The sequence below is a fragment of the Mesorhizobium sp. USDA 4413 genome (assembly GCF_056280365.1).
The window spans coordinates 4,024,603-4,044,605 of sequence record NZ_JBVPRP010000001.1 but is presented as its reverse complement, the minus strand read 5'-3'; the positions used below and the strand labels follow the sequence as shown (position 1 = coordinate 4,044,605).

The window sequence follows — 20,003 nt, the reverse complement described above, 5'->3', positions numbered from 1 at the left end:
CTGGCCGGTTTGCGCCAAGACGGCGCAGCCAGTTCTAATTCCGCGGCTCGCGGCCCCTGAGGACCGCTTCCGAGAAGGTGATCTCGGTGAACAGCTTGCGCGCCGTATGGTCATTGATGTCGCCGCGGCGAAGCATGGCCCGCAGCTCGGCGCGCTCGGCCTCGATGCCGGCAAGCCTGAGCTCCATCTCGATCCGGCCGGATTCGCGGGCCTCGGCGCGCGCTTCGTCGGCGCCGTCGGAGAGCGAGATGCGGCGCCGGTAGATGGAGGCGACGCTCTCCGCGATTGCGAGCTTCATCTCAGCCCCCTCTCCTTCATTGCCGTCGCTGGCCAACGCTTCGATCCTGGCGATGGCCGCATTGGCGGCGCCGACCCTGGCCCTGCGCTCTTCGGCGGCACCCGGATGCTCGCCCGGTTCGACGAGACCACGCGCAACCGCCGGCAGGGCAAGGCTGGCGATCGCCAGCGAGCAGATGATGACGCCGGCGGCGAGGAAGATCACGAGGTCGCGGGCCGGGAACGGTGAGCCATCCTGCAAGGTGAGCGGCAGGGACAGGATGCCGGCCAGTGTGACGGCGCCGCGCACGCCAGCGATCGAGCCGGCGAGCCTGACGCGGAAGCCGAAGGGTTCAGCCTTGCGCTTGCCAAGCCGCGCGGCAAGCACGGCGCTGATATCCCCGATCCAGATCCAGACGAAGCGAAGACCAATGAGGCAGAGCGTGAGCAACAGCACGGTCAACGCCGGCTCGAACAGCCAATGCCGGGTGGTCAGCTCCGGCGGCACTTTGCGGATGATGTCGGGCAGTTGCAGGCCAAGCAGGATGAACAGCGAGCCGTTGAACATGAAGATCAGCATCGACCAGAGCGAGATCGTCTGGATACGCGCCGAGACCGCCATATGGCGGACGATGCCGGAGTAGCCGGTCAGAAGGCCGGCCGTGACCGCCGCGAGAATGCCCGACGCGTTCAAATGCTCGGCGAGCAGATAGGCGACGAAGGGCAGCAAGACCATGACCAGCACCTGCGCTTCGGCCGGCGTGCTGGTGATGCGGCTGAGGATCTGCAAAGACTTCGCGGCGATGAACAGCGCCGCGAGGCCGGCGAGGACACCGACCGCGACGGCAAAGACAAAACTCAGGGATGCCGCGGCTAGCGAAAAGCTGCCAGTCAGCGCCGCCGCGACGGCGAAGCGGAACATCACTAGGCCGGAGGCGTCGTTGAGCAGCGACTCGCCTTCCAATATGTGCATCAGCCGCGCCGGGACGACATTGCGGTCGACGATCGAAGACACGGCGACCGCGTCGGTCGGCGACAGCACGGCGGCCAGAGCGAAGGCCACCACCAGCGGAATGCTCGGCACCAGCCAGTGCAACGCATGGCCGAAGCCGACGATGGTGAAGAAGACGAGCCCGATGGCGAGGTCGAGGATCGGACCGCGCAGCGCCATCAGTTCACGCTTCGGCGCCGAAAAAGCATCACCGAACAGAAGCGGCGGAATGAAGACCAGGAGAAAAAGCTCCGGATCCACTTCGATGTGAAGACCTCGCGCAGGCCAAGCAAGGGCGGCGCCGATGGCGATCTGCAGCACCGGCAGCGGCACGCGCACCAGCCGCACCAGCGCGCCCGAGACCGTCACGAAGGCGAGCACGACGAGGGTGAAGACGGCGACGTCCATGGCGCGATTCCAGCTGCCCCGATTGCCGAGCTAAATCAATCCAACCATGCGCAATCGAACGCGCGCCGTCCAGCGCCGGGGCTGTCGTTCCGCTTTGCCGGTAGCCGCGCGGCCGACCCTAAACAAAAAGGCCGCTACGAGAGCGGCCTTTTTGTTTTAAGCTTAGCTACTTACAGCGCAGAGCTGATCTGCAGCTCGCTGGCACCGTCGAGGCCGTAAATGTCGTCGCGGAACTGCACAACGCCAGGCGCGGTCGACCAGGCGGAGATATAAAGGAAGTGGACCGGCACCGGGTTGACGACCTGGATCGGCGTGTTCTCGCCGGTCTTGATCGCCGCCTCGAAATGCTGGCGATCCCAGCCGGGCGTGTCGCGCAGGATCCAGGTGACGAGGTCGCGCACGTTCTGGACGCGCACGCAGCCGGAGGAATCGAAGCGCATCAGCTTGCCGAACAGGCTCTGCTGCGGCGTGTCGTGCATATAGACGCCGTCCGGGCTCGGGAAATTGATCTTGACCGAGGCCATGGCGTTGTTGCTGCCCGGATCCTGGCGGAAACGGTATTTCGCGGCATCGTCCGTCGACCAGTCGATGGTCATCGGATCGACCTCACTGCCGTCGGGCGCGAACAGGCGGATGTGGCTGTCCTTGAGATAGTTCGGGTCCTTCCGCATCAGCGGAATGATGTCCTTGCGCACGATCGAGACCGGCGCGTTCCAGTACGGGTTGACGATGATCTCGTTGATCTTCGAGTTCACGATCGGCGTCTGGCGGTCGATCTTGCCGACGATCGCCGTGTGGCGCAGCACGACGCGGTCGTTCTCGACCGCTTCGACCTGGGCGCCCGGAATGTCGACCAACACATAACGGTTGCCGAGCGTGCCGGCCTTTTCCTTCAGACGCTGCAGGTTGGTCTGCAACTGGCCGAGCCGGACCTGCGCCGACACGTTCATGGCGGCATAGGTGTATTTGCCCATGGCGCCGTCGGCCGGCAGGCCGTGGCGGAGCTGGAAGCGCTTGACCGCCGCGTCGACGTAGGAATCGAAGGCCGTCGAAATGCCTGCGCTCTGCGGCAGGTCGCCCGAGACCATCAGGCGCTTGCGCAGCGGCACGACATCGGGATCGTCATCGCCGAGCTGCAGTTTCTTGGTTGCCGGAACCTGTTCCCAGCCGCCCTGGGAGACGATGTTCTGGTACTGCGCCACTGCCTGCTCGGTGAAGGCCACCGTCTGCTGGCTGAAGATTGGCAGCGTCGAGGCGACCTTGTTGGTGTCGTTGGCGCGGGCATCGAACTGGTCGTCCCAATTGCCGCGGGTCGAGGATTTCAGGATATCCCCGATCACGTCCTGGGCGCTCGCATGGCCGGCGACGACGGCGGCGGCGAGCGCGGAGGCTCCGGTAAGGAAGAAACGGCGGCTGGTTCTCATGGCAGACATTCTTTGTTTGATCGCTCTCGCTCAATCGCTTGCCGGGCGGCTTGTCCGCACTCTAGGGGCGGCAAACTTAACAATTCGCCAACCATGACCCGCATCGTTCGGCCGCCAGAAACGCGCTGCCGCCACGCAAGTTCCAAGGAGTGCAGGGCATAGGCCCGCAGCATCACCCGCAATCCGCTTCCAACGCGATTATGGCGGCAACGTGGCCTTGCCCCGCGATTTGCATGCGACCGCCAGATGAAGAAATGACAGCGATGCTTTTTTGCATCGGCGGGTGCTGACGTGTCCTTGCGAAGTCTGCGCCTGCCCTTCAGGCGTAGAGCTTCAATGCGCGGAGCGACGGTCAAACTCCCGCGGATGCTTGCCTTCGCAAAGAGAAAGGACCGGCGCGTTTCGGCACCGGCCCCATGTTCTTTCCCCGGGCCGCGCTTCTTCGGCGCGGCTTTCCTATCCCAATTCCGAACCGCTTACATCCGATACGCGATCGTGTCGTTCCAGAAGCGGTCGAGCCGCTGCAGCGCGCGGTTCATCTGCTTGAACTCGTCGGTGTTGATGCCGCCGACCGCCTCGATCGAGCCGACATGGCGCTCGTAGAGGCCGGCGACCACGTCGGCCACCTCGCTGCCCTTCGGCGTCAGCGAGACGCGGACCGAACGGCGGTCGATGCGTGAGCGCTGGTGGTTGATGAAGCCGAGGTCGACCAGCTTCTTCAGATTGTAGGAGACGTTCGAGCCGAGATAGTAGCCACGCGAGCGCAGCTCGCCGGCGGTCAGCTCGGAGTTGCCGATGTTGAAGAGCAGCAGCGCCTGGATGGCGTTGATGTCGGAACGGCCGTTGCGGTCGAACTCGTCCTTGATCACGTCAAGCAGACGGCGGTGCAGACGCTCCACCAACTGCAGCGATTCCATGTACAGCGAACGGATAGCCTCGCGGCGATCGTCGGATACGTTTGCGGTTTTCGCCGCCGGACGCGAATTGATCATTGTCTTTGCCTCTCGTTTGTCGCCTTGGTGATTTTTTGTTTTTCACCTTGATCGCGACACTATCGAATACTCATAAAATTCGACTTAAACGCCAGGGCTAACAAGAGCTTACCGGTAAGAGGTTTCGGAAGACGCTTAACGATCGGTCACCCGAGCAAGAACAATTAACCTAAAGATTTAGCCAACGGTTTTGGGGCAATCGCCAACTCCGAATCTGGGCCCTGGAGCCTCCCGGCAACCTAAAGCGCGTCGCGCTGAAGCGGATCCAGGCGACGCGCTTTAGGCCTTGTTTTGATGCATGTCGTTCTCCCCAAACGGCTGCCCACTTTCGGGCGACATGCATTACTGCCGGAGCTGGCGCTTCTGCAGCCAGATGACCACGCGGAAGACGATGTAAAGCAGCGCGACGCATGCGTGCGAGATCACGATCAGAATCCGGTGGCCGAAGAGACCGGGGAAGCCGGCATACATCACCGTCTCCGTCACCGCGCAGATGAACCAGATCACCGGCCCCCAGGACGCCAGCATCCACAGACCCGCCGCTGCGAAGGGGAAGAAGACGGCAAGCGTCGCGGCCGCCACCTGCCAATGCACCGGCATCAGATCAAAGCGCCATAGCGCGCCGGGATAGATGCCGATCAGGCGGACCCAATAGAGGATGCCGAACAAGAGGCAGTAGCCGGCGATGACGCGCTGGAACCAGGCGAAGATGACCTCGGTGGTCGAGGGTTGCAGCACCACGCGCCGGGAGGTGACCTCGCTCACAGGGCGAGCTCCTTATCCCCGAGCGGCGCGAAATAGACGTCGATGTCGGCTACGCTGATATCGGCAAGGCTTGCGGGCCGCCACTCGGGTGTCGACCCCTTGTCGATGATGGCGGCGCGGATGCCTTCGTAGAAATCATGGCCTGCGAGCATGCGGTTGAGGATACGGAACTCCATCTTCATGCACTCGTCCATCGACAGCGTCGACCCTGCGCTGATCTGGCGCCAGGCGACGTTGAGGCTGGTCGGCGAGCGGGTTTTCAGCGTCGCCAGCGTCTTTGCGGCAAAAGCATCCTCGGCCCCCGCCCGCTCCAGGCTGTCGATGATGCCGGCCAGCGAGCTCTGCGAAAAATGGCGCGCGATCGCCTCCAGGTCCTGCCGCTCCGTCTCGCGTTTGGCCGGCATGAAGAAATCGCGCAGCTCGGCATTGGCGTCGCCGCTCGTCGCCAATTCGTCAAGCAGGCCCGCCTGGTCCTCGGCCTTGATGGTGTGGGTGGCCAACCCCGACCACAGCGCGTCGCCATAGCGGATGCGATTTCCCGTCAGTCCGAGATACATGCCGAAAGAGCCGCCCAGATCCGGCAGCAAGTGGCTGGCGCCGACATCGGGGAAGAAGCCGATACCGACCTCCGGCATGGCGAACTGCGCATTCTCGGTCAGCACCCGATGCGAGCCATGGAAGGAGATGCCGACGCCGCCGCCCATGACGATGCCGTCGATCAGCGCGACATAGGGTTTCTGGAAGCGGGCGATGCGGGCGTTGAGCCGGTACTCGTCGGCGAAGAAATCGACCGGCGGCTTGCCGGCGCGGCCGGCTTCATAGATGTGCAGGATATCGCCGCCGGCGGAAAACGCCCTGCCCTCGGCCTTCACGACGACGACCCCGATGCGCGGATCCTGCTCCCAAGTGTCCAACGCCTTGCCGAGCGCCCTCACCATGTTGTGCGTGACGGCGTTGAGCGCCTTCGGCCGGGTCAACGTGACCACGCCCGCTCTGCCCAGTTGCTCGAAGCGGATCTCGTCGCCTCCGCCAAAATCCATCGCCAGAAAATCCCTCTTTCCGCCCGTCGGGGGAGAGAAGTGCTAAAGGCGGCATGGAGACGCGTCAATGGTAGCGGTTCCTGGGCGGGGTTGTTGCGCTGGCGGGCGGCCGCGCCAAGTGTTAGGTAACCGGCAAAGGACTGTGTCCGGCCGGTTTCGAGCAGATCGACATGCCTGGAATTTCCCGCTTCGTGGTTGGATTGGTCGGTCTCCTGTGTCTGGGAGTGCCCGTCCGCGCCGCGGCGATCGCCGAGCTCTACCAGGCGCAAACGATCGTTACCGGCACCGGGGAGGTGAACCGGCAGATCGGGTTCAAGGACTGCCTGGACAAGGTGCTGGTCAAGGTCTCGGGCGACCAACGGCTGACGCAGAAGACGGAGATGCTGGCGCTGCGCGACAAGGCGGCCGACTTCGTCCAGTCCTTCCGCTATCGCGACCGACTCGAAGGCATCCCGATCCATGACGAGCAAGGCACGCATGACAGGCCGCACGACCTGACCTGCATCTACAGGCCGGCCGTCGTCGACAAGCTCCTGGCGCAGCTCGGCAGCAGGCCCTGGCTCGGCGAGCGACCTGTGATCGCCGTCTTCATGACCGCCGAGCAAGGCTCGCGGCATTTCGTGCTGACGGCGGATGAGGATCAGGGCAAGATGATGCGCGAATCCTTTTCCAACGCCACCTTTCCGCTGCTGATGCGCGTCACCTTTCCAAAGGCCGCGCAGCTTGGCGGTCTCGATGAGAAGGCGCTCTCGGAGGCCGATATGGCAAGGCTCGACAAGCTCGCGAAAAAGGCGGGGGCGGCCCGGGCGCTCGCCGGCAGCATCGTGTGGAGCGACAAGGATCTGGGCTGGGTCGCCGACTGGCGGCTGGCCGACCGCGGCAAGACCTATCGCTGGCAGGTGCGCGGCGTCAGCTTCGACGAGGCCTTCCGGGTTGCGATCAGGGGCGCTGCGCAGATCTTGTCGGGGCACGGGCAGCCCTAGGGCAGCTTGATATTCAGGTGATGCCGGTCTGCAAGCGGCGGCTTCCTGCGCTTCCGGTACGCTCTCGGGTACCCGAACGTACGCTCCGTTCCGGTTCTCGGCGGCCACCGTTTTCGACTCGGCCTGACCTGAATCTCAAGCTACCCTGCCTCGGCGCGTGACTGGCACAATCGTGTCGCATTGGTCAGCGGCGAAGACGCGTGGTAAAAGCTAGGCCAAACGAGAGTTTCGGCGATGAACAAATTCACCCCTGCAAAGCCTGCCGGCGCGCGCAGCGTCGACGAGATCACCGGCAGCCGCCGGCTCAGGCGCATGCGCAAGGCCGACTGGTCGCGCCGGCTGGTGCAGGAGAACCAGCTTTCGGTGAACGACCTGATCTGGCCGATCTTCGTCATCGACGGCAAGAACACGCGCGAGCCGATCGCCGCCATGCCGGATGTTTATCGCCTGTCCGTAGACCTCGCGGTGAAGGAAGCCGAGCGCGCGGCCAAGCTCGGCATTCCGGCCATTGCCACATTCCCCAATGTCGAGCTTGCGCTGCGCGACCAGACCGGCTCGCACATCCTCGACCCGGACAACGTCATCAACCGCGCCACGCGCGCCATCAAGGACGCGGTGCCGGAGATCGGCATCATCACCGATGCCGCGCTCGACCCCTTCACCAACCACGGCCATGACGGCATCCTGCGCGACGGCATCATCGTCAATGACGAGACGGTGGAGCAGGTCGCCGCCGCGGCCGTCATCCAGGCAGCGGCCGGCGCCGACATCATCGCGCCTTCGGACATGATGGACGGCCGCATCGGCGCCATCCGCGACGCGCTCGACGCCAACGGCTTCCGGGACGTGGCGATCATGTCCTATGCGACGAAGTTCGCTTCGGCCTTTTACGGGCCCTACCGCGAGGCGGTCGGCACCGCCGGCCTGCTCCAGGGCGACAAGAAGACCTATTACATCGACCACGCCAATTCGGACGAGGCGGTGCGCGAGGCCGAGCAGGACCTCGCCGAAGGCGCCGACATGCTGATGGTGAAACCCGGCCTGCCCTATCTCGACATCATCCGCCGGCTGAAGGACGAGCTGCAGATGCCGACCTTCGCCTATCAGGTGTCGGGCGAATATTCCATGATCAAGGCAGCTAGCGCCAATGGCTGGATCGATGGGGAAAAAGTGATGCTGGAATCGCTGCTTTCGCTGAAGCGCGCCGGCTGCGACGGCATGCTGACCTATTTCGCGCCAGTGGTGGCGCAGATGCTGAAGGGGTAGCCTCCCTCCCGACTGATCTGATGCTGCTGGACGGCCGGCCTATTCTGCCGGTGGATTTTGTTCGCCCGGAGAATACCGATTGCAAAATGCAATCAGTTAAGCTATTCCGCTTGCATATCACAACCGATCGGGAGGAAATCCGTGTCCAAGCTCCGTGTAAATTGTTTTACGCTCTCGCTCGACGGCTACGGCGCTGGCCCCGACCAGAGCCTCAATAACCCGCTCGGCGTGGGCGGCGAAAACCTGCACAAATGGATGATCAAAACCCGCTCGTTCCACCAGATGATCGGCAAGGAGGGCGGGACGACGGATACCGACGACGATTTTGCCGTACGCAGCTTCGAGAATGTCGGCGCCTGGATCCTCGGCCGCAACATGTTCGCGCCGAGCCGTGGCGAATGGCCGGACGACAATTGGAAAGGCTGGTGGGGCGCCAACCCGCCCTATCACGTGCCAACCTTTATTCTGACGCATCACAAGCGCGCCCCAATCGAGATGGAAGGCGGGACGACGTTCTACTTCGTCACCGACGGGATCCGTTCGGCGCTCGAACAGGCGAAGGCGGCGGCCGGCGGCATGGATGTGCGGGTCGGTGGCGGTGTCTCGACCGTCCGTCAATATCTGCAGGAGAAGCTCATCGACGAGATGCATCTTGCTGTCTCGCCGCTCCTGCTCGGCTCCGGCGAGCATCTGTTCGCCGGCCTCGACATGCTGAAGCTGGGATATCGCTGCACCGGGCAGGTGGCGACCGCCGATGCGACACATGTGATGATCGGGCGGGCGTAGCGCCCTTTCCTGCTCCAGTTGTCGTGGGAGAAGGAAAGCCGCCTCAATATTTCTGCGGCACGTAGAGCTCGCGCGGCAGCACCTGGCGCTCGTAGTCCGGGTTGAAGACACGCTCCGGCAGCGTGATCTCCTCATGCGGCACTTCCTCATACGGCATTTGCTGCAAGAGATGGTCGATGCAGTTCAGCCGCGCGCGCTTCTTGTCGTTGCCCTCGACGATGAACCAGGGCGCTTCCGGAATGTTGGTGCGGGCGAAGGTCTCTTCCTTGGCCTTGGTGTATTGCTCCCAGCGCACGCGCGACTGCAGGTCCATGGGCGAGAGCTTCCACTGCTTCATCGGATCGTGGATGCGCATCAGGAAGCGCATCTGCTGCTCCTCGTCGGTGATCGAGAACCAGTATTTCACCAGCGTGATGCCGGAGCGGACCAGCATGCGCTCGAATTCCGGCACGTCGTGGAAAAATTCCTCGACCTGATCCGGCGTGGCAAAGCCCATCACGCGCTCGACGCCGGAGCGGTTGTACCAGGAACGGTCGAACAGCACGATCTCGCCGCCTGCGGGCAGATGCGGCACGTAGCGCTGGAAATACCATTGCGATTTCTCGCGCTCTGTCGGCGCCGGCAACGCCACGACGCGGGCGATGCGCGGGTTGAGCCGCTGCGTGATGCGCTTGATGACGCCGCCCTTGCCGGCGGAGTCGCGGCCCTCGAAGACCACCACCAGTTTCTTCTTGTGGTAGGCGACCCATGACTGCAGCTTGATCAGTTCGGACTGCAGCCGGAGCAGCTCGCGGAAATAGGTCATCCGATCGATGGAAGGCGGATGCGACTTCTTGTAGATCTTGGCGATCTCGAGCGAGAGCGCCGGTTCGGAAATCTCCAGCTCATAATCCTCGTCGAGCGTGTCCTCGAGTTCGGCTTCGAGCCAGTCCTTCGCCCCGGAATTTGTTTTGAGTTCGTTCATCGCGCAGCTCCTGCCTGCCAGTCACCTTCGCCTCCGATGCGCCCCGGCCGCGACCGCAACGCAACTCCGTAAGCCGACTGAGATACAGAGGCGCAATGACGGTTTTATTGCAATCGGCCGCCCACGCGGAGCGATATAGCCGATATGTGATCGACCCGTATCGATAGCGGGGCGCGGCGGGAATTGTCCTACAAATCCCCTCGCCTCTTTCGGGGCGCTCGCCACGGCGCTTCTTCAAACAAAATCGCGAGGACCGACATGGAATACCGCACGCTGGGCCGATCCGGCTTGAAAGTCTCGACATTCACGCTTGGCACCATGACCTTTGGCGGTACCGGCCCGTTCGCCGCCGTCGGCAGTTCCGACCTCGCGGAGGCCAGCCGCATCATCGACACCTGTATCGATGCCGGCATTAATCTCATCGACACGGCAAACGTCTATTCCAACGGATTGTCGGAAGAGATCATCGGCGAGGCGCTTGGCGGCAAGCGCAAGAACGACGTGCTGATCGCCTCCAAGGCGCGCATGCGCATCGGCACCGGCCCCAACGAGGAAGGCCTGTCGCGCCATCATCTGATCCGCGAATGCGAAAAGAGCCTGAAGCGGCTGAGGACCGACGTCATCGACATCTACTTCGTCCATCAGTGGGATGGCCTCACGCCGGTCGAGGAGACGATCGCGGCGCTCGACACTTTGGTCAACCAGGGCAAGATCCGTTACATCGGCTGCTCCAACTGGTCGGGCTGGCAGGTGATGAAGGCGCTTGCCGTCAGCGACAGCCGCCACCAGGCCCGTTTCGTCACCCAGCAGATCCACTACACGCTGGAAGCCCGCGAGGCCGAATACGAACTGTTGCCGATTTCGGTCGACCAGGGCCTCGGCGTTCTGGTCTGGAGCCCGCTGGCCGGTGGCCTGCTCTCCGGCAAATACCACCGCGACAGCCCGACGGCGCGCCAGCTCGGCGGCTGGACGGAGCCGCCGATCCGCGACGAGGACCGTCTGTGGCGCATCGTCGACGTGCTCTCCGACATCGGCAAGGCACGGGGTGTCTCAGGAGCGCAGGTGACGCTTGCATGGCTGCTGGGCCGTCCGGCGGTAAGCTCGCTGGTGATCGGCGCCCGCAACGAGGCGCAGCTCAAGGACAACCTCGCCGCGGCCAGCCTGTCGCTCTCCGACGAAGAACGACAGCGCCTTGACGCGGTTAGCCGGCCGCCGGTGCTTTATCCCTACTGGCATCAGCAGTTTACCGCCAGGGACCGGTTTGGGCCGGCCGATCAGGTGCTCGACCGCTCCCATGCCTAGCCGGCGATGAAGCGCCAGACTTCCGGGTCGGGCTTTATCTGCCCGCTCAGCACGAAATATTTATAAAGGACGAGCAGCGAGATCGCCTGCTCGTCCTGCTCATTGCCGAATTTGCGGCAATAGGCGTTGGCGGCGGCGGTTATCCGTCCCGCCTCGGCGGGATGTTTTTCGAAATAGGCGACCTTGTCGACCAGGTCGGAGAAATCCGGCTGCAGCGGCACGTAATGGACGTTGGGCTCGACCTGGGCTTCCGCAAACCAGGTTTCGTAGGTCGGTTCCGGCATCAGGCAGAGCGAATTGGAGCTCATGATCCATTTCAGATTCGTCGCGACATCGTTGCCTTCCAGCGAGACGATGTAGCGATAGCGCCGCTGCTGCTCGATGTTCAGGAACGGCTTGCGGTATCCGTCGGGCGCATCGGCCCTGTGGGAACCCGCATCGCAAATCGGCAGGTCGGCGGCTTTTTCCACGAAGCGAGTGCGAAGCGGATTGTTGAGATGACCGCGCCAGACCACCATCGGCCGTTTGTCGGCGAAAGACAAGCTGTCCGGCGGCATGTAGAAGTGACGGAACTTGTTCAGCTTCATCAGCACGGCGTTCGCGTTGTCGTCGCCTATGGGCCGGTCCTTGACGATCCTCGGGAGTTCCGGAACGCCGACGACGTCGCCGAACTCGAAGTCGATCAGCAGACCGGGATCGAAATAGCGGGCGAATTCCTTGAGGTCGTAATAATACATGCTGGAAGAGGTCGGCAGCTTGCCGACGGCTATGGCGTCCGGACTGGGCACGAACGGCTGTTCCAGTTTGTTGTAGTAGTTCAGTCGCTCGCGAACCGTCTTGCCTGAAAGCCTCGCCTGCTCAAGCCGGCTGGCGAGGCGGTCGCGGAACAGCGATTGCGGTGCGCGGTCGCGCGCCAAATTGCGCGCGTAGTAGAACAGCTTTGCGGCGGTTCGGGAGAGTGTGGCCATGCGTCCGCGAGTTCAGCAAGATAGTCAATGGTAGTCGGCCTTCATCCCCCTCGCCTCCTACAGCATTCTCTCGGCCATGTTGCAAGCCTGCTAATGCGAATGGCCACAAGGCAACTTAGGCCGCGACGACGGCGAACCCTCTGGCGCGCAAGCCGCGCCGGTCGTCATGCAAGGAGCTGACAAGCCGATCGCGACTGCCCGCGATGTGAGCCGAAAGCAGCCGCGCCGCTTCGTCGGCATCGCCGCTCCTGAGGGCCGCAAGGATGGCGTGGTGCTCGGCCCAGGCGCGGCTGAGCGCCTTCTCGTCCCGCACCTCCAACCAACGCGCGCGCGACAGCCTGATCATCGCGTCGCGAACGGCCCTGAGCAGGAACTCATTGCCGGACAGCCTTGCCAATTCGATGTGGAAATCCAGGCCGACGCGATGCCATTCTTCACGCGGCGTCTCGGCGTGGCAGGAATCGAGCATCGCCGCAATCACATCGATCCCGCTGCGGTCTTCGAGCGCCGCCGTCAGGCGGACCGCAGCCACCTCGACCGCTTCACGGTAGACGGCGATCTGCCCAAGTTCGGCAAGATTGATCGGCGCCACCGTCCAGCCGCGGCCGTCGCGGCCGATCAACCCTTCCGTTTCCAGGCGCAGCAGCGCCGCCCGCACCGGGGTGCGGGAAGCGCCGAACCGGCTCTCGATCCAACGCTCGGTCAAACGTTCGCCCGGGCCGATCTCCAGCCCGAGGATCATCTCGCGAAGCTGCCTTTCGACATTCTGCATCTGCGACATTTGTCGTTCCGCTCTTCAAAGCCGCATTGACAGCGGCAAGTGCCAGGGTCCATGACGGACCCCGACTTGGTATCCCAAGTTGGTATTCGTAACAACCCCAGCATTGGCATGCATGACATGGCGCCCAGCGAATCCGAACAAAGCGGCTTCAACATCCATTGGCGGCGCAACCTCGCCGTATGCTTCGCCGGGTCGTTCAGCACGCTTGTCGCCATGACGCTGCTGCTTCCGTTCCTGCCGCTTTATGTCGAGCAGCTCGGCGCCGACGGCCACGCGGCGATCGTGCAGTGGTCGGGCATCGCTTATGGCGCGACCTTCTTCGCGGCCGCGCTGGTCGCGCCCTCGTGGGGGCGGCTTGGCGACCGCTACGGCCGCAAGCTGATGCTGGTGCGCGCTTCGTTCGGCATGGCGATCTGCATGTCGCTGACCGGTATGGTCCAGAGCGTGTGGCAGCTGGTGCTGCTCCGGCTGCTGATCGGTTTTGCCGGCGGCTATTCGTCGGGCTCGACGATCCTGGTGGCGATGCAAACGCCGAAGGAGCGTTCGGGCTGGGCTCTGGGCGTGCTGGCGGCGGGCATCACGGCGGGCTCGCTGGTCGGACCATTGCTCGGCGGCCTGCTGCCGCCGCTGATCGGCATTCGCGCGACCTTCCTGCTTTCCGGCGGCGTTATCTTCCTGGCTTTCCTGGCGACGACTTTTCTGATCAAGGAAAATCCGCCGGCGCCCAAGCCCGCCTCGACGGCGAAGCCGAAAAGCGGCTGGTCGCAGATCCCCGACAAGCGGCCGATCGTCGCCATGCTGGCCACCGGCATGCTGCTCGCCTTCGCCACCATGTCGATCGAGCCGATCATCACCGTCTATGTGCAGCAGCTCGTCAAGGATCAGAGCAAAGTGACCATGGTCGCGGGCGTCGTCATGTCCGCGGCGGCGCTCGGCACCATCCTGTCCTCATCCTGGCTGGGGAAACTCGCCGACCGCATCGGCCACTGGAACGTTGTGGTCGGCGCCCTTGCCGTTTCCGCATTGCTGCTCATCCCGCAAGCCTTCGTCAACAATGGCTGGCAGTTGATCGGCCTGCGCTTCCTGATGGGTCTGGCGCTGGGCGGACTGTTGCCCTGCATCACCAGCGTCATCCGCCACAACATCCCTGACGGGATCGGCGGCAATGTGCTTGGCCTGGCAATCTCGGCGCAATATGTCGGCCAGGTCGCGGGACCGCTGTCCGGCGGCTTCGTCGGCGGGCATTTCGGCATGCGCTCGGTGTTTCTGGGCACAGCGGTGCTGATGGCGCTGGGTGCGGTCTACAACTGGATTGTCCAGTCGCGTCGGGCACGGCATATGCTGATCGAGGCCGGTGAATCCTGATCGGCGCCTCCGCCCAACCGCAGCATGGAGCATCCAAGATGAGCCTTACCGGGCAAACGCCAGACAACGGGAGTCGCGTCCTCGTGCTGGCAGCCGGCCTCGTCGGCGCGGCCGGCGTGGCGCTGTCGGCGGCGGCCGCGCATCGCGGCGGCGCCTTCACCGGCACGGCGGCCAGTTTCCTGCTGATGCATGCGCCGGTACTTCTTGCCATCGGCCTGGCCGGCGGCAACCGCTGTCTCAGGATCGCCAGCCTCGTCCTGCTCGCGGGCCTGCTTCTGTTTTGCGGCGATTTGCTCACCCGCGACTTCCTCGCCTCGCGGCTGTTCCCGATGTCGGCGCCGATCGGCGGCACCCTACTGATCGCCGGCTGGGTGGCGATCGCCGTCTCGGCGCTATGGCGCCCTCGCCCCTAGGCTATTTTCGGCCGGTTCGCCGCTTGTGCGAGCGCGCAGGCGGTTCGTCGCGGCGCCGTCGTTCGGGCTGCTCGGTTCCGCGCGTGATGCCCCAATAGTTGCGGTAGATGTCCTGAAACAGATGACCAATCGGATGCATGGCTGCTCCTCCTTGAATTGAATCGATCCAATACATAGGTGCGAAAAATGACTGCGGTTCAGCCGCGCTTGCGCTCCACGAGGAAGCGCGGCGCGCGACGCCAAGGGCCCACTCTGCCCCGCCGCTTCTCACTGACAGTGGTTGAGGCGATGCCCCAATCGTTGCGGTAGATGTCCTCGAACAAATAGCTCACCGGATGCATGGCACCCTCCTGTTGAAACCGCTCCACCATGGAGAGGTATCTTGGATCGATTCAAATCATAGTCCTCGATCACGTAAGGTCAAGCGAAATTTGAATCGATCCAACAAAAATGTTAGATGACCGGCAACAATTCAGCGGTCATGTTCGTCGCGTGACCGGATTCGGAGGAACGACATGGCATCACTCCTCGAAGGCCAGGCAAGACCGATCAGGCTGGCCGATATCGCCAAGGCAGCCGGCGTCTCACACGGTACGGCCTCGAATGTTTTCAGCCGCCCCGAGATCGTGCGCGCCGAGGTGCGCGAGCGGGTCAAGGCGGTCGCGGAGCAGATGGGCTATGCCGGGCCGGACCCGAAAGGCCGGCTGCTGCGGGCCGGCAAGGTCAACGCCATCGGCGTCGCGACCACCGAGCCCCTCTCCTACTTCTTCGACGATCCGTTCGCGCGCGTGATGATGGCCGGAATTTCCGAAGCCTGCGACGCAACCGGCGCGGGCATCGCGCTGGTGTCGGCCGCCAATCAGGAAAAGCTCGCCTGGAACATCCGGAGCGCGCTGGTCGACGGTTTTGTGCTGTTCTGCATCGAAGGCGGCTCGCGCCTCGTCGACCTGACGCGCGAGCGCAAGCTACCCTTTGTTGCATTGGAACTCGGTTTCCAGGACGAGACCGTATCGGCGATCGGCGTCGACAATGTCGCCGGCGCAAAGCTCGCCGCGCGGCATCTGGCCGAGCTCGGCCATCGCCGCTTCGCCGTCCTGTCGCTCGGCTTCGCCGACAATCGCACCGGCTTCGCGACGCCGGAAGTCGTGCGCAGCGCGGTCTACACCGGCACGCGCGATCGCCTTGCCGGCTATTTCGAGGAGCTTTCCCGTTTCGGCATCGATACGGCGACCATCCCGGTCTATGAGACCGAGAACGAGGAAAAAAGCACCAGGGCCGGCCTCGAGGCGATCTTCGCCAGGGGCGAACCGCCGACCGCCATTCTGGCGATGTCCGACCGCATGGCCCTGATCGCCATCGACTGGCTGAGAGCAAAAGGGCTCGACGTCCCTGACGATGTCTCCATCGTCGGTTTCGACGGCGTGCCGGACGGCGCGCTGTCCACGCCGCCGCTGACCACGGTCGCCCAGCCGATCACCGAGATCGGCCGCCGCGCCGCGCGTATGATCCTCGACCATGACGGCGCCGTGCGGCGCGAGACGATGGGGGTCGAGTTCGTCGTCAGAGGCTCGACCGGTCCGGCCCCGAAAGCCTGAGCAAGCTCAGGCGATCCGCACGGCCACACCGCCGGCACCCCTTCCTTGCTCCACGGGTCAGTAGCCCATCCTCGCCGGCACCGGTTGCGCGCCGAACGGCGCACGCGCAGGCTCCTCGCGCGCCGGCTTGGCGCCGGACGGGCCGAGGCCGGCGAGCCATTCGAGGTACAGCGCCAGCGCAAGCTGCATGGCGATGCCGGCCGCGATCAGCAGCGTGTCGTAGGCCAGGCCGCCAGGGTTGATCAGCTTCAGAACCTGCGCCGCCATGGCAAGCAGCGTGCCGGCGATGAATACAGGCAGCGAGCGCTTGCCCAGGATCGCCAGGGGATTGTCGGGCCGGACGCGGAAGAAGTTGGAGACCGCCGGCAGCGCCACGATCAGATAGCTGACCGACAGAATGTGCAAGAGCCGCGGCAGCGACAGGAAGGTCTTGTCGAAGCCACCGATCACCACCGGCAGGTCGAACCAGGTGATCTGCCCCCAGAGCGGGCTGTGCACCCAGATCGCCGCGCCGATCACATAGGCGCCGGCGGCACCCAACAGCCATGGACTGACCGGGATCCGCCCACCGCGCTTCACATGCAGCATGGCGGCAAGGCCGATGTTGAACAGGAACTGCCAGGACAGCGGGTTGAGGAACCAGAGGCCAGGCTCCGGATAGTTGGGCGGCGCGATCTGCCAGATGCCGGCAGCGAGCCAGAGCAGGCCGGACACGATCAGCGCCGGCACCGGCCGATAGCTGACGAACAGCACGAACGCGGGCGCTGCCAGAAGCAGCGCCGCATAGACCGGCAGGATGTTGTTGTAGCCGAGCTGGTGGCCAAGCGTGACGATGCCGAGCAGCACCTGCGGCGTGTTCTTCATCAACGGCTCGATGTTGATCATCGTCAGCATTTCCGGACGGTGCGCGAACAGCGTGGCGGCGCAGAACAGCGCGATCACCAGCATCGTGATGACGATGTGGGAGACGTAGAGCACGCCGGCGCGCCGCCACATCTTCAGGGTGGCGAGCAACCGGCCGCCCGGCTTGAACTTCGTGCCGTAAGCCAGCGCCACCGAGATGCCGGAAATCAGCACAAAGGCTTCGGCCGCATCGGAAAAGCCGAAATTCTTGTAAGTCCAGTTCTCGAAGACGGTGCCCGGCACATGGTCGACGAAAATGGTGAGCAGCGCGAGGGCGCGCAGCACGTCGATACGTGTGTCACGCTCTCCGACACGCATGTCGCGATCGTTAGGAACAGGGGTGGTCATCGACAAAAGGCCTCAAAGCTGGTTGTTCATAGCCAGCAATGCGACCCCCGGGGCGCACCGCTTCGATTCCTCCCATCGGGAGTGTATCGGCGCAGAAACGGACCGAAATGCGCCTGGTTCAATCAACTTTCGCGGAGCGCGAAAATATTCCGTTTTGAAGCCGGCAAATTAACAAATCTCTCATGGAATCAATTGGATATGAGCGCTTCCGAATATAGCGACGAAAACAGTATCCTGCGCGGCGACCTCAGCTTCCCCTACCGTCTGCTGAGGCCGGCAAACGCAAGCGGCGAGTGCCTGTTCGTGCTGCACGGGTCGGGTGTCGACGAGAGAACGATGCTGCCGCTGGCAAGGCAGATTGCGCCGCGTTCAGTGGTCGTCGCAGCGCGCGGCCGCATCCGCCAAGAGAACGGATTTCGCTGGTTCGTGCGAATCACGCCGACCAGTTTCGAGCAGGCCAGCATCCATGCCGAGACAGCCGCCTTTGCCCAGTTCGCGACGGAAGCAGCGCGGCAACATGGACTCGGCCTGCAGCGCGCGACCTTCCTTGGCTATTCGAACGGCGCCAATGTCGTGTCCAGCCTGATGCTGCTTCATCCCGGCTTGGTCCGGCAAGCGGCGCTCCTGCGGGCGATGCCGGTGCTCGACACTTCGCCGATGACCGATCTCGGCGGAACGCGCGTGCTGATCATCGCCGGCGCCACCGACCAGACCTACGGCCCGTTCGCGCCGGCCCTTGTGACGCTGTTCAGCCAGCGCAACGCCGAGGTCGACGCGCGCATCGTCGCCTCGGGCCATGAATTCGGCGATGCGGACGGCGCGATCGTGCGGCAGTGGGTGGCAGCTCCCATAGCGATCGCATGACTGCGCCGGCCAGGCACCTGTCAAGGAGCTGTTCGATCACCCCCGGCGAGTGCCCTCAGCCCTGCCCCATCCGGTTCCAGGCGTCCAAACCCGCAATCTTGTAGGCTTCCGCCAGCGTCGGATAGTTGAAGGTGTTGTTGACGAAGAAATCGACCGTGCCGCCGAGATTGATCACCGCCTGGCCGATATGGATGAGCTCGGTGGCGCCCTCGCCGACGATGTGGGCGCCGAGCAGGCGGCGCGTCTCGATCGAGAACAACAGCTTCAGGAAACCGCTTGAGACGCCCATGATGTGGCCGCGCGAGGTCTCGCGAAAACGCGCCACGCCGACCTCATAGGCGGCGCCGCTTTCGCGCACCTGCTCTTCCGAAAGGCCGACCGTCGAGATCTCCGGCACGGCGTAGATGCCGTAGGGAAAGCTCTCGGGCGGCGGCGGCAGGTTGACGCCGAAGGCGTGGCAGGCCGCCACCCTTCCCTGCTCCATCGACGTCGAGGCGAGGCTCGGGAAACCGATGACGTCGCCGGAAGCGTAGATGTTCGGCACGCTGGTCTGAAAGGTGTGCGGGTCGACCTTGATGCGGCCTCGGGCGTCGGCCTCGATGCCGACCGTCTCGAGGCCGAGGCTGGCGACATTGCCGGTGCGGCCGGCTGCGTAAAGCACCATCTCGGAGCGGATGGTGCGGCCATCCGCAAGCGTCACCTCGGCATGGTCGGGTTTCGACGCGATCTCCTTCACCGTGCTGCCCAGCCGGATGGTCATGCCGCGGTCGCGCATCTGGTGGATGAAGTCGTCGACGATCTCGCGATCGATGAAGTCGAGAATGGTTTGCGCGGCTCGACCAATGTCACCGGCACGTCGAGCGCGGAAAAGATGGTGGCGTATTCGACGCCGATGACGCCGGCGCCGATCACAGTCAGCGTGCGCGGCAGATGATGGAGTTCCAGCATCTCGTCGCTGTCGAAGACGCGCTTCTTGTCGAAGGGCACGTCAGCCGGACGGTGCGGCCTGGTGCCGACGGCGATCAGCGCGTTGGCGAAGCCGACCTCGCTGTAGTCGCCATTGTCGGTGGTCAGGCTGACCTTGTTCGGGCTGAGGAACTTTACCGCGGCGCGCGCGCTCTTCACCGTATTGCGCATGAACTGGTGCTGCAGCACTTCAACCTCGTGGTCGAGCGTCTTGTGCAAACGGTCGACCAGATCCGAGATCGATATATCCTGCTTGACCCGGTAGCCGCGTCCGTAGAAGCCGCGTTCGCGCCAGCCCGAGAGGTTGAGCACCGTCTCGCGCAGCGTCTTCGATGGGATGGTGCCGGTATGCACCGAGACGCCGCCCAGGCGGCGGCCCCTGTCGACCACCAGCACCGACTTGCCGAGCTTGGCCGATTGCACCGCGGCGCGGCGCCCCGAAGGGCCGCTGCCGATGACCAGCATATCGTAGTCCATGTCCCCGTCCCTTTGTGCGCCGCAGCAAGCTAGACCGGGAAGAATGTCATGTTCAACAGGCAACACCATTCCCTTGGCAGACGCCAATGCGCCAAAACCATGCGAAGCCTTAACCGGACGGCAAGG

19 protein-coding genes and 1 pseudogene are annotated in these 20,003 nt (G+C 63.9%); 8 read left to right on the top strand and 12 right to left on the bottom strand.

Annotated features, from left to right (window positions below; genetic code table 11):
• Positions 1-34: 34 nt before the first annotated feature.
• From ACVMIM_RS19640 to ACVMIM_RS19620, 5 genes are all read right to left on the bottom strand, one after another.
• On the bottom strand, positions 35-1,675 hold the full coding sequence (locus ACVMIM_RS19640; protein WP_476114013.1) for a Na+/H+ antiporter: 1,641 nt from the start codon (positions 1,673-1,675) through the stop codon (positions 35-37).
• Positions 1,676-1,845: 170 nt separating this feature from the next.
• A complete protein-coding gene (locus ACVMIM_RS19635; RefSeq protein ID WP_040999932.1) occupies positions 1,846-3,099 on the bottom strand; it encodes a L,D-transpeptidase family protein in 1,254 nt (417 codons plus the stop codon).
• 476 nt (positions 3,100-3,575) lie between these two features.
• Complete coding sequence (gene ldtR / locus ACVMIM_RS19630; RefSeq protein WP_040999933.1) at positions 3,576-4,091, bottom strand: transcriptional regulator LdtR; 516 nt, start codon at positions 4,089-4,091, stop codon at positions 3,576-3,578.
• Between the two features lie 342 nt (positions 4,092-4,433).
• Positions 4,434-4,856 (bottom strand): DUF6163 family protein, encoded by a 423-nt coding sequence (locus ACVMIM_RS19625; RefSeq protein WP_476114012.1) that lies wholly within the window; start codon positions 4,854-4,856, stop codon positions 4,434-4,436.
• A complete protein-coding gene (locus tag ACVMIM_RS19620) occupies positions 4,853-5,896 on the bottom strand; it encodes an enoyl-CoA hydratase/isomerase family protein (protein ID WP_476114010.1) in 1,044 nt (347 codons plus the stop codon). The genes ACVMIM_RS19625 and ACVMIM_RS19620 overlap by 4 nt, the downstream gene beginning before the upstream one ends.
• 170 nt (positions 5,897-6,066) lie before the next feature.
• Between ACVMIM_RS19620 and ACVMIM_RS19615 the strand changes: the two genes are divergently transcribed.
• From ACVMIM_RS19615 to ACVMIM_RS19605, 3 genes are all read left to right on the top strand, one after another.
• Positions 6,067-6,879 (top strand): DUF2066 domain-containing protein, encoded by an 813-nt coding sequence (locus ACVMIM_RS19615; RefSeq protein ID WP_476114008.1) that lies wholly within the window; start codon positions 6,067-6,069, stop codon positions 6,877-6,879.
• A gap of 234 nt (positions 6,880-7,113) precedes the next feature.
• Complete coding sequence (gene hemB / locus ACVMIM_RS19610; protein ID WP_476114007.1) at positions 7,114-8,145, top strand: porphobilinogen synthase; 1,032 nt, start codon at positions 7,114-7,116, stop codon at positions 8,143-8,145.
• Between the two features lie 141 nt (positions 8,146-8,286).
• Positions 8,287-8,931 (top strand): dihydrofolate reductase family protein, encoded by a 645-nt coding sequence (locus ACVMIM_RS19605; RefSeq protein WP_476114005.1) that lies wholly within the window; start codon positions 8,287-8,289, stop codon positions 8,929-8,931.
• Between the two features lie 43 nt (positions 8,932-8,974).
• On the opposite strand, the gene ppk2 is transcribed toward ACVMIM_RS19605, so the two are convergent.
• A complete protein-coding gene (ppk2, locus tag ACVMIM_RS19600; protein ID WP_040999941.1) occupies positions 8,975-9,895 on the bottom strand; it encodes a polyphosphate kinase 2 in 921 nt (306 codons plus the stop codon).
• 258 nt (positions 9,896-10,153) lie between these two features.
• Here ppk2 and ACVMIM_RS19595 point away from each other — a divergent pair, with 258 nt between their 5' ends.
• Positions 10,154-11,197 (top strand): aldo/keto reductase, encoded by a 1,044-nt coding sequence (locus ACVMIM_RS19595; RefSeq protein WP_476114004.1) that lies wholly within the window; start codon positions 10,154-10,156, stop codon positions 11,195-11,197.
• Here the strand turns inward: ACVMIM_RS19595 and ACVMIM_RS19590 are convergent.
• Together ACVMIM_RS19590 and ACVMIM_RS19585 are read right to left on the bottom strand one after the other, a co-directional pair.
• Entirely contained in the window at positions 11,194-12,165 is a 972-nt protein-coding gene (locus tag ACVMIM_RS19590) for a glycosyl transferase family 90 (RefSeq protein ID WP_476114002.1), read from the bottom strand. The genes ACVMIM_RS19595 and ACVMIM_RS19590 overlap by 4 nt on opposite strands.
• Positions 12,166-12,280: 115 nt before the next feature.
• Complete coding sequence (locus ACVMIM_RS19585) at positions 12,281-12,946, bottom strand: GntR family transcriptional regulator (protein WP_476114001.1); 666 nt, start codon at positions 12,944-12,946, stop codon at positions 12,281-12,283.
• Positions 12,947-13,063: 117 nt separating this feature from the next.
• Here ACVMIM_RS19585 and ACVMIM_RS19580 point away from each other — a divergent pair, with 117 nt between their 5' ends.
• On the top strand, positions 13,064-14,311 hold the full coding sequence (locus ACVMIM_RS19580) for an MFS transporter (RefSeq protein WP_476114000.1): 1,248 nt from the start codon (positions 13,064-13,066) through the stop codon (positions 14,309-14,311).
• A gap of 38 nt (positions 14,312-14,349) precedes the next feature.
• Positions 14,350-14,724 (top strand): DUF423 domain-containing protein, encoded by a 375-nt coding sequence (locus ACVMIM_RS19575; protein ID WP_278050735.1) that lies wholly within the window; start codon positions 14,350-14,352, stop codon positions 14,722-14,724.
• Position 14,725: 1 nt separating this feature from the next.
• Here the strand turns inward: ACVMIM_RS19575 and ACVMIM_RS19570 are convergent, their stop codons facing one another.
• Together ACVMIM_RS19570 and ACVMIM_RS19565 are read right to left on the bottom strand one after the other, a co-directional pair.
• The gene (locus tag ACVMIM_RS19570) at positions 14,726-14,863 is read right to left on the bottom strand and encodes a hypothetical protein (RefSeq protein WP_476113999.1); all 138 of its coding nucleotides are present in this window, start codon (positions 14,861-14,863) and stop codon (positions 14,726-14,728) included.
• A 58-nt stretch (positions 14,864-14,921) separates the two neighbouring features.
• Entirely contained in the window at positions 14,922-15,065 is a 144-nt protein-coding gene (locus ACVMIM_RS19565; RefSeq protein WP_476113997.1) for a hypothetical protein, read from the bottom strand.
• Positions 15,066-15,239: 174 nt separating this feature from the next.
• On the opposite strand from ACVMIM_RS19565, the gene ACVMIM_RS19560 reads away from it, so the two are divergent.
• The gene (locus ACVMIM_RS19560) at positions 15,240-16,319 is read left to right on the top strand and encodes a LacI family DNA-binding transcriptional regulator (RefSeq protein ID WP_476113996.1); all 1,080 of its coding nucleotides are present in this window, start codon (positions 15,240-15,242) and stop codon (positions 16,317-16,319) included.
• Positions 16,320-16,376: 57 nt separating this feature from the next.
• On the opposite strand, the gene ACVMIM_RS19555 is transcribed toward ACVMIM_RS19560, so the two are convergent.
• Positions 16,377-17,570, bottom strand: coding sequence for an OpgC family protein (locus tag ACVMIM_RS19555; RefSeq protein ID WP_476113994.1), 1,194 nt, complete (start codon positions 17,568-17,570; stop codon positions 16,377-16,379).
• A 198-nt stretch (positions 17,571-17,768) separates the two neighbouring features.
• Between ACVMIM_RS19555 and ACVMIM_RS19550 the strand changes: the two genes are divergently transcribed.
• Positions 17,769-18,434 carry an alpha/beta hydrolase gene (locus tag ACVMIM_RS19550; protein WP_476113993.1) on the top strand — a complete coding sequence of 222 codons (666 nt, stop codon included), beginning with the start codon at positions 17,769-17,771 and terminating at the stop codon, positions 18,432-18,434.
• A gap of 55 nt (positions 18,435-18,489) precedes the next feature.
• Here the strand turns inward: ACVMIM_RS19550 and sthA are convergent.
• Positions 18,490-19,877: pseudogene (sthA, locus tag ACVMIM_RS19545) on the bottom strand (Si-specific NAD(P)(+) transhydrogenase).
• Between the last annotated feature and the right edge of the window lie 126 nt (positions 19,878-20,003).

Coding starts and splice junctions, on each gene's coding strand:
- ACVMIM_RS19585 (WP_476114001.1), bottom strand. CDS start 12,946: ATGTCGCAGATGCAGAATGTCGAAAGGCAGCTTCGCGAGATGATCCTC.
- ACVMIM_RS19550 (WP_476113993.1), top strand. CDS start 17,769: ATGAGCGCTTCCGAATATAGCGACGAAAACAGTATCCTGCGCGGCGAC.
- ACVMIM_RS19555 (WP_476113994.1), bottom strand. CDS start 17,570: ATGACCACCCCTGTTCCTAACGATCGCGACATGCGTGTCGGAGAGCGT.
- ACVMIM_RS19620 (WP_476114010.1), bottom strand. CDS start 5,896: ATGGATTTTGGCGGAGGCGACGAGATCCGCTTCGAGCAACTGGGCAGA.
- ldtR (WP_040999933.1), bottom strand. CDS start 4,091: ATGATCAATTCGCGTCCGGCGGCGAAAACCGCAAACGTATCCGACGAT.
- ACVMIM_RS19570 (WP_476113999.1), bottom strand. CDS start 14,863: ATGCATCCGATTGGTCATCTGTTTCAGGACATCTACCGCAACTATTGG.
- ACVMIM_RS19575 (WP_278050735.1), top strand. CDS start 14,350: ATGAGCCTTACCGGGCAAACGCCAGACAACGGGAGTCGCGTCCTCGTG.
- ACVMIM_RS19595 (WP_476114004.1), top strand. CDS start 10,154: ATGGAATACCGCACGCTGGGCCGATCCGGCTTGAAAGTCTCGACATTC.
- ACVMIM_RS19635 (WP_040999932.1), bottom strand. CDS start 3,099: ATGAGAACCAGCCGCCGTTTCTTCCTTACCGGAGCCTCCGCGCTCGCC.
- ACVMIM_RS19580 (WP_476114000.1), top strand. CDS start 13,064: ATGGCGCCCAGCGAATCCGAACAAAGCGGCTTCAACATCCATTGGCGG.
- hemB (WP_476114007.1), top strand. CDS start 7,114: ATGAACAAATTCACCCCTGCAAAGCCTGCCGGCGCGCGCAGCGTCGAC.
- ppk2 (WP_040999941.1), bottom strand. CDS start 9,895: ATGAACGAACTCAAAACAAATTCCGGGGCGAAGGACTGGCTCGAAGCC.
- ACVMIM_RS19615 (WP_476114008.1), top strand. CDS start 6,067: ATGCCTGGAATTTCCCGCTTCGTGGTTGGATTGGTCGGTCTCCTGTGT.
- ACVMIM_RS19560 (WP_476113996.1), top strand. CDS start 15,240: ATGGCATCACTCCTCGAAGGCCAGGCAAGACCGATCAGGCTGGCCGAT.
- ACVMIM_RS19590 (WP_476114002.1), bottom strand. CDS start 12,165: ATGGCCACACTCTCCCGAACCGCCGCAAAGCTGTTCTACTACGCGCGC.
- ACVMIM_RS19640 (WP_476114013.1), bottom strand. CDS start 1,675: ATGGACGTCGCCGTCTTCACCCTCGTCGTGCTCGCCTTCGTGACGGTC.
- ACVMIM_RS19565 (WP_476113997.1), bottom strand. CDS start 15,065: ATGCATCCGGTGAGCTATTTGTTCGAGGACATCTACCGCAACGATTGG.